Origin of the sequence: Actinomyces sp. HMT 175 (assembly GCF_016694895.1) — a bacterium.
GTDB classification, from domain to species: Bacteria; Actinomycetota; Actinomycetes; order Actinomycetales; family Actinomycetaceae; genus Actinomyces; species Actinomyces oris.
The window spans coordinates 289,798-304,424 of record NZ_CP068012.1 but is presented as its reverse complement, the minus strand read 5'-3'; the positions used below and the strand labels follow the sequence as shown (position 1 = coordinate 304,424).

General features: G+C 71.0%; 10 protein-coding genes. 3 read left to right on the top strand and 7 right to left on the bottom strand.

Features of this window, described 5'->3' with window-relative positions; translation table 11 throughout:
* Positions 1-39: 39 nt before the first annotated feature.
* The 3 genes from JJJ14_RS01290 to JJJ14_RS01280 form a co-directional block, all read right to left on the bottom strand.
* Positions 40-4,218: a SpaA isopeptide-forming pilin-related protein gene (locus tag JJJ14_RS01290; protein WP_236592870.1), complete on the bottom strand. Its 4,179-nt coding sequence runs from the start codon at positions 4,216-4,218 to the stop codon at positions 40-42.
* A gap of 386 nt (positions 4,219-4,604) precedes the next feature.
* A complete protein-coding gene (locus JJJ14_RS01285; RefSeq protein ID WP_201444473.1) occupies positions 4,605-6,269 on the bottom strand; it encodes a DUF7059 domain-containing protein in 1,665 nt (554 codons plus the stop codon).
* Positions 6,270-6,344: 75 nt separating this feature from the next.
* Complete coding sequence (locus JJJ14_RS01280) at positions 6,345-7,355, bottom strand: MsnO8 family LLM class oxidoreductase (protein WP_010613109.1); 1,011 nt, start codon at positions 7,353-7,355, stop codon at positions 6,345-6,347.
* Between the two features lie 323 nt (positions 7,356-7,678).
* On the opposite strand from JJJ14_RS01280, the gene JJJ14_RS01275 reads away from it, so the two are divergent.
* Positions 7,679-8,257 carry a peroxiredoxin gene (locus tag JJJ14_RS01275; protein WP_009747315.1) on the top strand — a complete coding sequence of 193 codons (579 nt, stop codon included), beginning with the start codon at positions 7,679-7,681 and terminating at the stop codon, positions 8,255-8,257.
* Positions 8,258-8,313: 56 nt separating this feature from the next.
* Positions 8,314-8,844 (top strand): carboxymuconolactone decarboxylase family protein, encoded by a 531-nt coding sequence (locus JJJ14_RS01270; RefSeq protein ID WP_009405795.1) that lies wholly within the window; start codon positions 8,314-8,316, stop codon positions 8,842-8,844.
* 127 nt (positions 8,845-8,971) lie between these two features.
* On the opposite strand, the gene JJJ14_RS01265 is transcribed toward JJJ14_RS01270, so the two are convergent.
* The 4 genes from JJJ14_RS01265 to JJJ14_RS01250 form a co-directional block, all read right to left on the bottom strand.
* Positions 8,972-9,484 (bottom strand): PH domain-containing protein, encoded by a 513-nt coding sequence (locus tag JJJ14_RS01265; RefSeq protein ID WP_201444472.1) that lies wholly within the window; start codon positions 9,482-9,484, stop codon positions 8,972-8,974.
* An 82-nt stretch (positions 9,485-9,566) separates the two neighbouring features.
* Positions 9,567-10,889 (bottom strand): type II secretion system F family protein, encoded by a 1,323-nt coding sequence (locus JJJ14_RS12565; RefSeq protein ID WP_236592869.1) that lies wholly within the window; start codon positions 10,887-10,889, stop codon positions 9,567-9,569.
* Entirely contained in the window at positions 10,886-12,142 is a 1,257-nt protein-coding gene (locus tag JJJ14_RS01255) for a TadA family conjugal transfer-associated ATPase (RefSeq protein WP_201444471.1), read from the bottom strand. Before JJJ14_RS01255 ends, JJJ14_RS12565 begins: the two co-directional genes overlap by 4 nt.
* Positions 12,130-13,344: a nucleotide-binding protein gene (locus JJJ14_RS01250; protein ID WP_236592933.1), complete on the bottom strand. Its 1,215-nt coding sequence runs from the start codon at positions 13,342-13,344 to the stop codon at positions 12,130-12,132. The genes JJJ14_RS01255 and JJJ14_RS01250 overlap by 13 nt, the downstream gene beginning before the upstream one ends.
* 358 nt (positions 13,345-13,702) lie before the next feature.
* Between JJJ14_RS01250 and JJJ14_RS01245 the strand changes: the two genes are divergently transcribed.
* On the top strand, positions 13,703-14,623 hold the full coding sequence (locus JJJ14_RS01245; protein WP_201444469.1) for an HAD family hydrolase: 921 nt from the start codon (positions 13,703-13,705) through the stop codon (positions 14,621-14,623).
* The last annotated feature ends 4 nt before the right edge of the window (positions 14,624-14,627 follow it).

Sequence of the window (14,627 nt, the reverse complement as noted above, 5' to 3'; positions counted from 1 at the left end):
CCGCGCGCGACGGAGCGGAGTCGTGGGTTCTTCTCGCGATCAGGCTGAGCGCCCGAACGAGGAAGTCTTTCGTTGACGCAGTGCCAGCAGGCCGGCGCCGGTGATGGCCGCGATTCCGACGGCGATGTTCATACCGATTCCGCGTCCACCGGACAGAGGCAGGGTGCCGATCTGGAGGTCTCGGACGGTGATGGTGTCGTCGGACTTGCTGGCACCGCTGCGCGAGACCGTCAGGGCCGAGCCGCCGGGAGTGGCGGTGATGAGCTCGATGCCCGTGTCAGTCACCTTGAAGCGGGCCGGCTTGGCCATGAGCTGGTGCCCGGCGGGAGCCTTGGTCTCCACCAGCCAGTACTCGCGGTTGATGGCCAGTCCCGTGGTGGTGAAGGTTCCGGTTCCCTTGCCGCCGGTGAAGGTCACGCCGTCGATCAGGGGCTTGGCACCCGGGGTGGAGGGGTCCATCGGGTAGAGGTCGAAGGCCGCGTCATCCAGGGGGCCCTGGCTGCCGGTCTTGACGATCGACAGGATGCGCTTGCCGGCATTGGGCGAGACGTTGGCGCAGGCCACGTCGTGATCGGGCCGGGTGTCGGAGTCCTTGCCCGTCTGAGGCACGACCTTGTTGTAGAGGCCGTGGCCGGGAACGAGGCGCCCCTTGTCCGTGGTGCAGGACAGCAGCTCATCGCGGTATCCGGTGACCGACGGGTCGATCTTCACTGTGAAGGTGACGGTGTAGCGGATCGTCAGGCCCGAGTAGAGGGTCTCGTTGTCGGACAGGCGGTAGGAGCCGTCGGCCTGGGCGTTGACCGTCCGGGTCGGTCCCATCTCGCGCTGCACCTTGACCAGGGTCGGGTTGAGCCCGGGGGCGAAGGAGGGCTTGTCGTTGATCGGTCCGGTGGACACCGACAGCGATCCCTCGTTGACCACGCTCACGGTGTAGACGACGTCGAAGGTCGAGCCGTTGCCCGGCTGGGTGGTGACCTCCTTGGAGAACTTCAGCTTGCCGTCGGTGGACAGGCAGCCGTGGTTGTTCCCCTCGCCGTCGGTGTCGCCTTCCATGGCGATGGTGTTGACCAGGCCGGAGGGCTTGCCGTCGGCGCGCTGGTGACCGCACTGGAAGTCGGACTCGTTGTAGCCCGGGGTGTTCTCGCGAACGGTGAAGGTCATCTGCATCGTGAAGGTACGGCTGCCACCGTCGGCCCCGGCCCGGGGAGCGGCGGCGAGGCTCTCGCCGGTACCGCCCTTGATGAGGGTGATCGAGCCGTTGAGGGTTCCGTTGGCAGGGTTGATGGCGGGCAGGGTGACGCCCTGGGCGTCGACTCCCTTCTCCAGGACCTTGATCCGGCTCAGGCGGGTGCCGGTGGGCATCTGCGGGGTGTCGGTGAGGTCGGCGGCCACCGGGCTGGCGACCAGCGAGGTGTTGGTGACCGTCACCGTGTAGCTGGAGGTGAAGGTGCCATCACTGTTGCGGACCACGTCGAGCGGGGTCTTGGAGGCCTTGAACTGGGGGTTGGCGGGCAGGGTGCCGCAGGCCGCGGCCTCCTTGGGCTGCCCGTCGCCCTTGGTGGTCACCGAGGCCTTGTTGTAGATGGCCTTGCCCTGACCGACGGCGCCCGGGGTGCAGGTTCCCTGGATGCCGGGCAGTCCGGCGTCGGGACCGGAGACGTTGAGCACCACCGTGTAGGTGTGCTTCTGGCCCGCGGGCAGGGAGATGCCGGTCTTGACGTAGGGCACCCCGGCCTGAGGCGTCTCGGTGCCGTTGATGGCGCCACCTGAGATGCTGACCTTGTGGACGGTGACCCCGGTGGGGACCTGCCAGGCGTCGTTAAGGTCGTAGGTGAGGCCCGCCTTGGCGGAGGGGTTGGTCACCGTGATGGTGTAGGTCTGGTCGAAGGTGGTGCGACCGTTGACCTTCTCGGTGCTCTTGCTGACCTTGGCGAAGGTCTTGTCGATACCGGCGTGCGGGACGACGGAGTTGACGACCTTGATCCGCACGGCGCCCTGCGTGGAATCGGGCACGGTGAAGGTGACACCGCCGGCGTTGCCGTTGGTCGGGGCCACGGCGGTGGAGGCGAGCTCCCGCTCCTGGTTGCCCGGGTTGGTGACCACCTTGAAGGCGGCCGGGTCCTTCCAGCTGACGCTTCCGCCGGCCGAGGTTCCGGGTTGCTTGAGTCCCCTGGCGTCACGAGCATCCTCGGTGACCGTGCAGGTGGCGCCCACGCGCTGGGCGGGCAGGTCCGCGACGTTGCCCTGGGCGTCCACCGTGATCTTGCCGGTGGAGGCACCCTTGCCGTCGGGGCCCGGGGTGCAGGTGTAGCTCAGGGAGTAGGAGCCGGCCGTGGCGGCGTCGGAGGCGCCTTCAACGCTCTTGACCGCGCTGACGGGGGTCTGCTGGGGCTTCTGGTGCACGACGCAGGTGACGTTCTTGCCCTCGCCCAGCACGAACTTGTTGTCCGCGCTGACGGGCACGTTGCTGCCGTCGTCGTTGGTGCAGACCCAGGGGCCGTTCTGCGAGTACCCATCGGGGCCGTTGCCCGAGGACAGGCCGTAGGTGCCGCCGGCGGTGTAGACCTTGCTGACGGCGGGCGTGCCGCTGGCACCGGTGATGGTCTTCTGCCCGAAGAGCCCATCGGTGGCGGGCTTGGCGGTCAAGGTCCACTGCTCGGGCCTGGCGCTGCCGCCATCGACGATGTTGACGAGGGTGACGCGCCCACGGCCGACGACGTACTCGTTGTGCCAGACGCACTTGACGGCGACCTCGTCCTGGCGCTCGGCCAGCTGGGTCTCATCGAGGCGGATGGTGCGCTGGTCGAGGTTCACGGAGTCGGACTTGTCCAGGCGGGTGGTTCCGTCACGGCGCAGCAGCGGGGCGCTGCCCTTCCCCACCGTGCAGCTGACGTCGCGCAGGAACCAGCCGGTGGTCCAGACGTCACCGGTGTTCCGGTCGACGGCGGCCTGCGGGGTGGTGCCCGCCTCCTGCACCGTGGCGGCGTCGTTGGGAGCCAGCAGGGTGTAGTCCTTGGGGTCGACGTCCTCAGCGTTCCAGGTGGGGGTCAGGGACTTGGGGGTGCCCCAGTTCTTGGCGCCGAAGGTTCCTTCCGGTGAGGCGTTGACGTAGTTGAAGGTGGGGATCGTCAACGATCCCTGAACCGATGAGTCCGCCTTGACGTCCTTGGCGAAGGTCACCGGACGCTCCTGCTCGATGGAGCCGTAGAGGCAGCCGTAGGAGACGGCTCGCTCACGGGTGACGAAGCGCTCCTCCAGCTCGGAGGTCTCTGCCTTCTCCAGGTCAGGTCGGCACTCCTGGTTGTTTCCGTTGTTGACGAATCCCCACAGCTTGAGCTTGTACTTGATGCCGGTGTTGGGGTCCGTCCAGGAGGTGTCGGAGCGGTCGGACATGATGTCGAGGATGTCGTCGGCGCAGCTGTGTCCGATCTTGTCGGTGAAGTCCTGGGTCATGACACCGTTGAACCAGACCAGGGAGCCGTTCTGGTACAGGTAGGTGTAGGTGGACCCGTCGTAACGGCCAACCCTCCCGTTCCGGTCATAGGCGTACTGCGTCCTGACCGTTTGATTCTCAGTGCCGTAGTCGCCGATGATGAGCTTGCCGTTCGAGTCGAGCTTCCCGGTGCAGACGTTCGTGGTGTCGAACTCGGTCCACGGGAAGTCGGCCTGAATCGTCTGGGCGGTGTTGATGTTGAAGCTGCCGTAGTAGGTGGTGCCCTTGCCCTGGGAGGGGTTGGTCACGGCGCTGTTGTCAGAGTAGATCGGGCTGTTGACGTGGCGCATCCGCCCCACGAGGAAGACGTTTCCGGCCTTGACACTCGTGGTGTTGGAGGGCTGGAAACCCAGCGAGGTCTGCACATCACCCGGCTCGCCTTGGTAGTAGGTGGGGCAGGCACCCTCATCCACCTTGCGTCCATAACCGACCGCCGCGTACTGGCCGCTGCTGCCGTGAACATAGTCAGTCCAGTAGTTGTTGTAGCCCGGCGTGTAGCGAGTGCAGGCACGCGCGTAGGCCCACTCCCACGGGTAGGAGTTGTAGCCGGCTCCGTTCACCGTGTCGTACACCCGATCAACCGTGTCAAGGGTGCGCACATAGGAGATCTGCACCGCGGTGTCCCCCAGGGGAATGGTGAGGTCACTGGTGGAGGCGTCCGCGGGAGGCGCCGTCCACGGGAGCGACACCATGGTCACCAGGACGACCGCAAGAGAGCCGACCACTGCAAAGAATCTGCGCAGTAGTCCTTCACGCCCGCACTGCGGGCGACGTGATGACTGGGACATGCCGATGGATTCCGATCATGAGGGATGGGTGCGCGGGGAGCGCACGACAACTGTGACTGCCGAGGAATGTAGGTCATCCGACCTCTTCCTCAACACCTCAGAATCGGCTCACGGGACAACAATCGCACATCATTGCACGGCGCAGACACTTTCCCTTGAAATGACGCGGAACAGCGTGGGTTTCAGTTGTATCTCATTGATGACGGAGGCATCACGACGATAGAGGAAAGACAACAACAAACCCGCAACTATCTCAGAAAGGAATCATATCCACCGGACGTTCGCCGTCATTTGTTTCCCTCAAATCCCCATTCTGCCTGTCGTCACTTTCCTGGACGCAGGAATCCTGTGGTCAGGAGATGACGGGTCGCCTCAACCATCTCCGCGCGCAGCGCGGCCGCATCGGCTGCGTTCAGCCCACTGAGAGCGGCGACCGCCGAGGCGACCTGCCCGACGCTCAGCTCGCCGTCGGCCACCCCGGCCAGGGCGGCCACCGCCGTGGAGGCCTGCAGCGTGCGCCCCAGCCCTCCGCCCTGACGCAGCAGGATGACCGTGGGCTCGGCGGCACCCGGAATGAGGTGGCGCTCCTCGGTGACGTCGGGGGCCAGGAGCGGGCGCAGGTCGGCAACGGCCTCGTCGTCGAGGCCGGCGAGGCGCTCGCGCACCTCCAGCACCTCGGCGACATGCGGCCCCAGGACCCCTTGACCGGAGGTGGTCACCTCCTCCAGGAGGCGCCAGGGCTCGCGGGGGCTCTGGGGACGGTGGACGATGAGGTAGCCGAAGCCGACGCCCCGCACGTCACGGGCCTCGAAGTCATCGATCCACGCCTCCAGGGCTGAGTCGAAGGCCTGGAGGTCACGCTCGGGGGTCAGGCCACCGTCGCGCAGCCACATGGTGGCGTACTCCACCGGATCCTGGAGCTCGCGCTCAAGGATCCAGGCGTCAAGTTCCTCGGGGAGCCAGGCGGCCACGGCCTCGCGCCACGAGCCGGCGCCACGGTGCTCCCAGTTGCCGAGCATGACGGCGGTGGCGCCGGGCTCGAGGTGCTCGCCGAGCCCGGCGACGAGCCCCGGCAGGATGGGGCCGCCGGCGTCGCGGTACTCCATGAGGGGCAGGCCGGCCTCGCGCACCGCAGGCGGGGTGAGGACGAAGGGCGGGTTGGAGGTGATGAGGTCGAAGCGGCGGCCGGCCACCGGCTCCAGGAGGGAGCCGCGCAGGAGCTCCAGGCCGCCGGAGCCCGAAGCGGGACCGGGCTTGACGTCGGCCTCGGAGGCAGCACAAGGGGCGGAGCCGGTGACGCTCACGCCGGCCAGGGCCGCGTTGAAGGCGGTGAAAGCGAGGGCGCGCGCGGAGATGTCAGTGGCCACCACGTGCTCGGCGTGACGCAGCAGGTAGAGGGTCTGGATGCCGCAGCCGCAACCCAGGTCCAGGGCGGTGCGCACGGGCGTGCGCGGGGTCAGGCCCGCCAGGGTGAGGCCGGCGCCGCCGACGCCCAGGACGTGATCGGGGGCCAGGGCCCGGCGGGTGACGAGCTCGCCCAGGTCGGAGGCCACCCACCAGCGGACCTCACCGGCGTCGTCGACGGCCTCGTGGGGGCGCAGGTCGACCAGGGCACGGACACACCCGGTCTCATCGGGCTCGCCGACCAGGCCGACGGCGGCGGCGCCCGCCGCCGTCGTGCGGGGCAGGGCGGCGTCGAGAGCGGAGGCGGGGACCGGCTCACCGAGCATGAACAGGGCGGTCAGGACGGCCACGGGTGAAGGGACGGGCCCGGCGGCCAGGGCGGCGCGCACGGCTCGCAGGGCGGGCAGGCGGATCTCGCGGCGCAGGGCGGCGTCGGCGACCTCCCCCAGGAGGGCGGCCACCGCCTCCACGCCCCAGCCGGAGTCGGCCAGGTCCGCCCGCAGGCTCGCCGCCTGCTTGGGCGTGGCCGCCGGGGGCGGGAAGGAGGAGGACTCAGAGGCGGACCGGGCGCTCGCAGGGCTCATGGAACCGACCGTAACGCGGGGCTCCACTCATCTCCGGCGCCCCGCCGCACGAGGGGACTCCGGGCACCCGAAGGCTCACAGGAGACGGGCGGCGAGCTCGGCGTACTGGCGGGTCCTGACCTCGACGTCGTCGATGTAGCTGATGAGCATGACCTCCTCGGTGCCGTGGTTCTCGGCGAAGGAGGACAGGGCCTGGGCGACCTCGTCGTAGGTGCCCACGATGATGGCGGTGTCGCGCTCGAGGTAGCGTTCGACCTCGGCGCGGTAGGCGGCATCGAGAGTGGCCGGATCACGGAAGCGCATGGGGCGGCCGGTGCGCAGGCTGAAGCGGGCGTCGGCGGCCACGAGGGCCTGCTCACGGGCCTCCTCGCGGGTGGCGGCGGCGCTGACGCACAGGGCGGAGAGGGTCTGGCCCCCGTGGATGGAGCCGCGGCCGGACCCCTCGGGGAGGTGGGCGCGGTAGTGGTTCATGATCTCGACCTGCTGGTGGCCGGTGAAGAACTGGGCGTAGGCGTAGTTGAGGTCGTGGACGCCGGCCCAGGCGGCCGACTGCCCCGAGGAGCCCAGGAGCCAGACCTCCGGCATCTGGGCCGGGAGGGGGTGGACCTCGACAGATGCGTAGGGGTGGGTGGCGGGAAGCTCGTCGCGCAGGAGGGCGACCGTCTCCTCGATGAGGGCGTTGATGGCGTCGGGGTCGATGACGCGGCCCTGGTTGAGGGCTGCGGCCGCGCGCATGTCCCCGCCGGGGGCGCGGCCCAGGCCCATGTCGACGCGACCGGGGTGGAGGGTGGCCAGGGTGGCGAAGCGCTCGGCCATCTGGAGCGAGCCGTAGTGCATGGCCATGACGCCGCCCGAGCCCACCCGGATACGGTTGGTGGCGTCCAGGATGTGCATCATGAGCAGGTCGGGCGCCGAGGACAGGAAGGATCCCGTGTTGTGGTGCTCGGCCAGCCAGAGGCGGTGGTAGCCGGACTCCTCCAGGCCGCGTCCCAGGTGGACGAGGTCCTCCAGGGTGCGGCGAACGTCCCCCCCCTCGAAGAGAGGGACCTGCTCGAGGACGCTGATCCGGCTGAGACGAGTACTCATGGCTTCTCCTGACCTGGTTGCGCGGGCGTGCGGCGACAGTGTGACAACACCGCCGGGCGGCGATTCATTCCGACGGGGAGCACTGTCTGGTGGAGGCACTCAGCCGCCGGGCTCCGACAGCCGGGATCGGACGGCGTCACCACAGCGTCACCAGATAAGGTATACCTTCTTAAAAATAGGACACGGCTTAGTTGCACCTATGACCCTGTCCCCTTACGGTTGGACCGACGGAGCCGCCCCGCGCCGGCCCCACCCGGGCCGGCGCGGGCCAGCGCAGACCCGCACCAACTCGCACCGCGATTCGCATCTTTCAGGAGGTACCCATGGCCGTTCTCACCATCGGAGACCAGTTCCCCGCCTACGAGCTCACCGCCGTCGTTCCCGGCAACCTCAAGGAGGTTGAGGCCAGCAAGCCCGAGGACTACTTCACCACCGTCTCCTCGCAGGTCCCCGCCGGCACCTGGCGCGTCGTCTTCTTCTGGCCCAAGGACTTCACCTTCGTGTGCCCCACCGAGATCGCCGCCTTCGGCGACCTCTACCAGGACTTCAAGGACCGCGACTGCGAGGTCGTGGGCGTCTCGGTGGACAACGAGTACACCCACTACGCCTGGCGCCGCAGCCACGACAAGCTCCAGGACCTGCCCTTCCCCATGGCCAGCGACCTCAACCGCGAGCTCACCGAGGCCCTGGGCATCAAGCGCGCCACCGGTGAGGCCGACCGCGCCACCTTCATCATCGACCCCCACAACGTCATCCAGTCGGTCTCCGTGACCGCCGACTCCGTGGGCCGCAACACCGAGGAGATCCTGCGCCAGCTCGACGCCCTCCAGTCCGACGAGCTGTGCGCCTGCAACTGGCAGGCCGGCGCCGCCACCATCGACGCCCTGGGCCAGATGGGCTGACGGGCCCCGCCCCAGCCCCTGACCTCGCCATCTCCACGACGACGAAACGAGAACACATGAGCATCGACAACCTGCGCTCCGCCCTGCCCGAGTGGGCCAAGGACCTCTCCCTGAACCTGTCCACCCTGTCCCGCTCCTCCTCGCTGACCGAGCAGCAGCAGTGGGGCACCTTCGTGGCCGCGGCCGCCGCGACCCGCAACGAGTCCGTGCTGGTCCAGGTCATGGAGGACGCCCGCACCCACCTGTCCGAGGAGGCCATCAACGCCGCCCTGGGCGCCGCCTCCATCATGGCGATGAACAACGTCGCCTACCGCACGCGCCACTTCCTGGGCTCGGCCTACGAGAACGAGCGCATGGGCCTGCGCATGAACATCATCAGCACCTCCGGCGGTGTGGACAAGGTCGACTTCGAGCTGTGGAGCCTGGCCGTGTCCACCATCAACGGCTGCGAGAAGTGCGTGACCGCCCACGAGGCCACGGTGCGCGGCGAGGGCCTGAGCACCGAGCAGGTCTGGGAGGCCGTGCGCATCGCCGCCACCCTGACCGGCGTGGCCCAGGCGGTCGGCGTCGTCGAGACCCTCGACTGACCCGATCACCACGATCACGACGGCGGCCGCCGGCTCCCCTCAGGGGGACCGGCGGCCGCCGTCTTATCAGCGTATCTGCGCCGTATCTGCGCTGTATCTGCGCCCTGTATCGACGCCTCGGTGCCGCTCAGCTGCGAGGGTCGGCGTCGATGGCGCCCTGGGTGTCGTTGAAGATCAGGTTGGAGATCTCGACCTGGACCGTCTCGACGTGGGGGACGTCGTGCAGTAGGAGCGGGTCATCGGCGGAGGTCTGCAGGGCCAGCGTGCCGCAGCCGAAGAAACGGTCGGTGACGTCCTTGTCCATCTGGATGTCGGAGATCCGGGTCAGGGGCAGGTCGTGGCCGACGCGGCTGACGATGCCGGAGCGGGTGATGATGCGCTTGGTGGTGATGGTGTAGGTGTGCATGTACCACTGCAGCCATGGCAGGAGCAGCAGGGGGACGCTCACGACGAGGATCACCACCCAGATCGCCACGATGCCCCAGGGCTGCCAGGTGGTGGGGGCCATGACCGAGGCGACGACGCCGACCACGAGAAGGAGGATCTCGACGACGAACCGCCACAGGAGGACCTTGATGTGGGTGTGCATGTGCCGCACCACGACCTCGTCGCGGCTCAGCAGCTTCTTCGACAGTGCCATGCCCCCATCGTGCCAGGCCGCCGGGGGTCGCGCACCCAAGAGGGCAGGAGTACCCGCTTGAGTGTGCCTCGGGCGGGCGTCGTCACCCACTGAGCATGCTCATGCCGACCGAGGCGACGACTGGCGCGATCCCCAGGATGACGAAGGCCGGCAGGTGGCAGGCGCCCAGCGGCAGGACCAGGCGCACCGCCAGGCGCTCAGCGGCCTCCTCGTCGCGGGCATGCCTCCCCGCGCGCAGGCTCGCCGCCGTCGCCGCCAGGAGAGCGGCCGGTGAGGCCCCGTCCTCCCAGCCGGGGCGCAGGCAGGACTCCAGGCGGGAGCGCCGTGCCCTCCACTGCTCGTCCTCGGGCGCCTGCCAGGCCTCCTCCCACGGGGCGCCCAGCAGCAGGGCCCGCCCCACGACCCCAAGCCCCTCCTCCTCCAGAGCCTCACCCAGGGCGGTGAGTACCCCGGGCACCGAGGCTCCGGCGCTCAGGGCGGCGGAGGCCAGGTCCAGGACCAGGGCCTCATCGACGACGTCGCCCTCAGCAGTCGCGGCGCGGACGAGGCGCCTGGTCACCAGGTGCCCCACGACCATGAGCCCGATGCCCAGCGCCCCCACGGCGCTGCCGAGACCGCCGTCGAGCAGGAGGGAGGCGGGGTCGGCACCCACGAGCACCCCCAGCCCCAGGCCGACCACGGGCAGGCACGCCAGGAGCCGGGCAGTGGTGCGGGGCCCGGCCAGGGCGGCCCGGCGGGAGGCCTCGGCGCGACCGGACTCGGCCACCCCACCGGCCACGGTCTGGAGGATGTCGGCCAGGGGCGCTCCCAAAGCGGTCGACAGGCGGCAGGAGGCGACGGCGCCCGGCACCCCGGCGGCGGTGGCCCGCCTCTGCCGGGCCCGCCGGCCCCGCGGGGGCGGATGCCAGTGCAAGCGCCCGCAGCTCCATCGAGGCAGCCACGAGACGTGCTGAAGGTCCGCGAGCGCGCACAGCACGGGTGGGACGCCGTCCTCGTCGGGCTCAGCACCCTCGGTGAGGCCGGCGCGCCGACAGGCGCGCGTCCAAGCCCGCTGCGGGGTGGCGCCGGCGCGCAGGAGACTGGCGACCTCGGTGAGCAGCAGGCCGAGGTCCGGTTCTGGTGCCCCGGTGCGTCGGGAGCGCAGCGCGTCGAGCGCCGCCTGCCGCATCGTCGGGCGTGCCTGGGCCGCGGGGGTGCCCGTGGTCCAGCCGCGGGGCAGGTCGCGGCGGGCCGGCAGCAGGAGCACGGCGGCGGCCAGGGCGACCAGGACCGCCGCGATCCAGGCGCCCGGCACCGGGCCTCCCGCCGTCCCACCCACCAGCCCGGCCAGGCGGGCTGCCGGGGGTGGGATCGCGGCCGTGCCCGTCACGCAGGCCACGCCCACCCAGCTGGTCACACCCGTCATACCGATCTCCTCTCCCCCGCCCCGGGCAGTCCGTCAAGGCCGGTGCGGGCCAGGGCCTGTGGGCCGATCCGCTCCCGCAACGCTGATACGGCCGGGCCGGGTCTGAGTCGGCCGTCGCCCGTCACGTGCAGGGCCTCCTCGCAGATGAGAACCGCTCCGGCCGGGCTTACCCCGCGCCGCAGCACGCCGATGGAGGCGACGTACCGGCGTGCCCCGGTGGTGCCGGCCTGCCGGCGCAGGTGGACGACGGCGTCGAGGGCGCTGGCCGCCTGGGCGGCGACAGCCGCCTCGTCGAGTCCCGCGAGGGCCCCCAGGGCGGTCAGGCGGGCAGGGACGTCGGCGGGAGAGTTGGCGTGGAGGGTGGCCCAGCCGCCCTCGTGGCCGGTGTTGAGGGCGGTGAGGACATCGCGCACCTCGGGGCCTCGGCACTCTCCCAGGACGATCCGGTCGGGCCGCATGCGCAGGGCGGTGCGCACCAGGGAGGTCATGGCGACCGCCCCGACGCCCTGGACGTTGGCGCCGCGTTCCTGGAGGTGGACGACGTGGGGGTGGCGGGGGCGCAGCTCGCTGGCCTCCTCGATGCACACGATGCGCTCGGTGGCCGGGACGAGTGAGAGCAGGGCGGCCAGGAGGGTGGTCTTGCCGGTGCCGGTGGCGCCGGTGACCAGGCAGCTGGCGCGGCCGGTCACGAGGGCGGCCAGGACCTCGTCCAGGCCGGGAGCGATCGTGCCGGCGGCGGTCAGCTCGTCCAGGGTGAAGCCGCGGCGGCGCTTGGTGCGCAGACTGATGAGAGTGCCATCGGCGCTCAGGGGCGGCAGCACCGCGTTGAGTCGGGTGCCGTCGGGCAGGGTGGCGTCGACGACGGGGCAGGCGTCGTCGAGGCGCTTGTGCGCGGAGGCAGCCATGCGCACGGCCAGGGCCCGCACCTCGGGCTCATCCATGGCGGCTGCGGGGACCGGTTCGAGGCCGCGCCCCCGGTCGATCCAGGTGCGCCCGTCGCTGACGAGGACGTCGGTGACGCCCTCGGTCTCGATGAGGGGCTGGAGGATCGGCCCGGCGCCGTCGACGTCGGCGCGCACCCTCTGGCCCAGGCGCGCCATCCCCACCTGTCCGGTGGCGGGGGCGGCGGCATCGTTGAGGGCCTCCTCCAGACCCACGCCGCGGGCCAGGGCGCTGCGGACACGGGCGAGCTCGGGGCCGTCTGCCCCACCCCCGCCGGAGGCACCCGGCTGACCGGGACTTACCGGGACCATGACTGCCTCCTGGGCTGATCGCCTGACTGATTCACTGACTGGCTCGTTGGCCGGCTCGCCGACTGATTCGCCAACTGGTTCGTTGTGCGGGTCTCCGACGCTGCGGCGTCGGCGAGCCGGGGCAGCAGCTCGCGGGCCAGGGCGCTCGCGGCGCGCCGGAGGGCCGAGCGGGCCCGCACCGGGTCCTCTCCGAGGGCCAGCCGCTTGGCCAGGACCCGGTCGGTGGGCACCTGTCCCAGGACCGGGCAGCCGGTGATGAGCTCGAGGTCCTCGGCGAGGACGTCCTCGCCCACCTGGCGCGCCACGAGCCAGACCGGCACCCCAGCAGCGGCGTCGGCGGCCGTGGCGGCTTCAGCATCGGCGACCACGACAGCGGCGGGCGCCGTGCCCCGCAGTCGCGAGGCGATGCTCTCGGCGGCGACGGCCGAGCGCAGGTCGAGCCCGGTCAGGATGAGGACCCCGGCGCCCGGGGGCGGGGGAGCCCCGCGGGGCAGGTCCACCAGCACGACGTCGTGCTCGGCCCGCATGGCCTCCAGGACCGCCGCCGCGCACGGCAGGGGGCCTCCGCGCACATCCCCGGTGAGGACCGGCATGGCGTGCCACACGGGCAGGGCCCCGACGAGGTGGCCGGGCCGGAAGGCCGACTCCTCGGCCGGCAGGTCCGCCCAGCGCAGCCCGGTCAGGACGCTCTGCCCGCACAGGAGGTCCAGGCCGCCGGTGGGGTCGAGGTCCATCATCGCCACCCGTCTGCCTGCGCGGCCCAGCGCCCACGCCAGGTGCAGCAACAGGACGCTGGCCCCCAGGCCCCCGCGGGCGCCGGTGACGGCCAGGACCTGGGCGGGACGCCCCGAGCGCACCGCCCCCGGGATCCTTCCCCTCTCCCCCGGCTGCGTCTCAGCACCGGACTGCGCAGGCTCACCGGCGGAGGGCCTCAGGGGAGGGAAGGAGACGTCTCGGCCGTCCCACACCGGCCTGCGCCCCGTCGCCGGTCTGACCCGCGCCACCTGCCTCGCCCTGGCTCCTTCCGTGGCCTCCGACGTCGGGTCCTTCTCCTCCGGCTCTGGAGCCGCCGCGCCCCCGGACGCCGCCACTGCCGGAATGGTCAGCGTCTCCTCCGACTGCGCCGATGTCCCAGGCAGCTGTGGCTGCCCCGGCTGCCATGCGCCGTCCCCTGCGGGAACGGGCGTCTGCCTCACAGGCATCTCCACCGGCATCGCCCTCTCCTTTCCGTTCCCTCACTGTCTCCCCGGTCCTGCCCACGGCCGGCCGTTGCCACGACCGTTGCCACAGCCGTCTCCCGGCTCCCCGGCCGGTACCCCGCACGGGCGGTACTGGAACACCGCGGACGGCTCTCCACCAGGGTGCGGGCCCGCCTGCGGCTGCGCTCGGCGGCGTCGTCGGCCCTGTGGAGACGGGGAGCAGAAACGCGCCTGTGGCCCCGCGCCCACCGCGTCCCACCGTGGCTCGGGACCGCCCAGCGCGGCAGCCCCAGCGACGACGCAGGCAACCGAGGGGCTCACACGCCTGACACCGGAGCTCCCCTCGTGGTGAGATGGGTCCATGAGCGCGCAGGACCGCGCAAGCGCCCCCTCCCGACTGCCGGCGACATCACCGGTGACGGCACCGACCGCCCCACCGGCTGCGCCGGAGCTCCACCCTGCCGGTCCGTCCCCCGCCGGACACCGAGCGGCGGCCTACTTCGACCTGGACAAGACGATCCTGGCGACGTCGTCGACCTGGGCGCTGGGCACCCCGATGCGGCGCAGCGGCCTCATCTCCTCCCGCGCCCTGGCCTACGGGCTCATCGCCCAGATCCCCTACCTCCTGGTGGGCGCCGGCACCCAGCGCTCCAGCACCCTCATGGAGCACCTGGCCCTCATGTCCGCCGGCATCAGCCGCCGGGACCTGATGGAGGTCGTCGAGGGCGCCCTGACCACGGCGATCGAGCCGGCCGTCTACGCCGAGGCCCTCGACCTCATTGAGGGCCACCGTCGGGCCGGGCACGACGTCGTGGTGGTCTCGGCCTCCATCTCCGAGATGGTCGCCCCCATCGCCCGCCTCGTCGGGGCCGACCGGGCGGTGGCCACCCACATGGAGGTCGGTGAGGACGGCCTGTTCACCGGGCGCATCTCCCGCTCCATGCTGCACTCGGAGAAGGTGGTGGCGCTGCACGAGGACGCCGCCGCCCACGGCATCGACCCGGCCCGGTGCTGGGCCTACTCCGACTCCATTTCCGATGAGCCGATGCTCAGCGCCGTCGGCCATCCGGTCGCCGTCAACCCCGATAGGGACCTGCGGCGCCTGGCGCAGGAGCGGGACTGGCCGGTGCGCGACTTCGCCCGCCCGGTACGGCTGCGGCCGCGCTGGGAGCCCCCGAGCCTGTCGACCCGGGCCTCGGTCATCGCCCACGTCGCCGGCGTGCTGGCCGTCGGGGGCACCGCCGCCTGCCTTGTTGCCCAACGTAGCCCGCGCGGCAGCTGAGTCC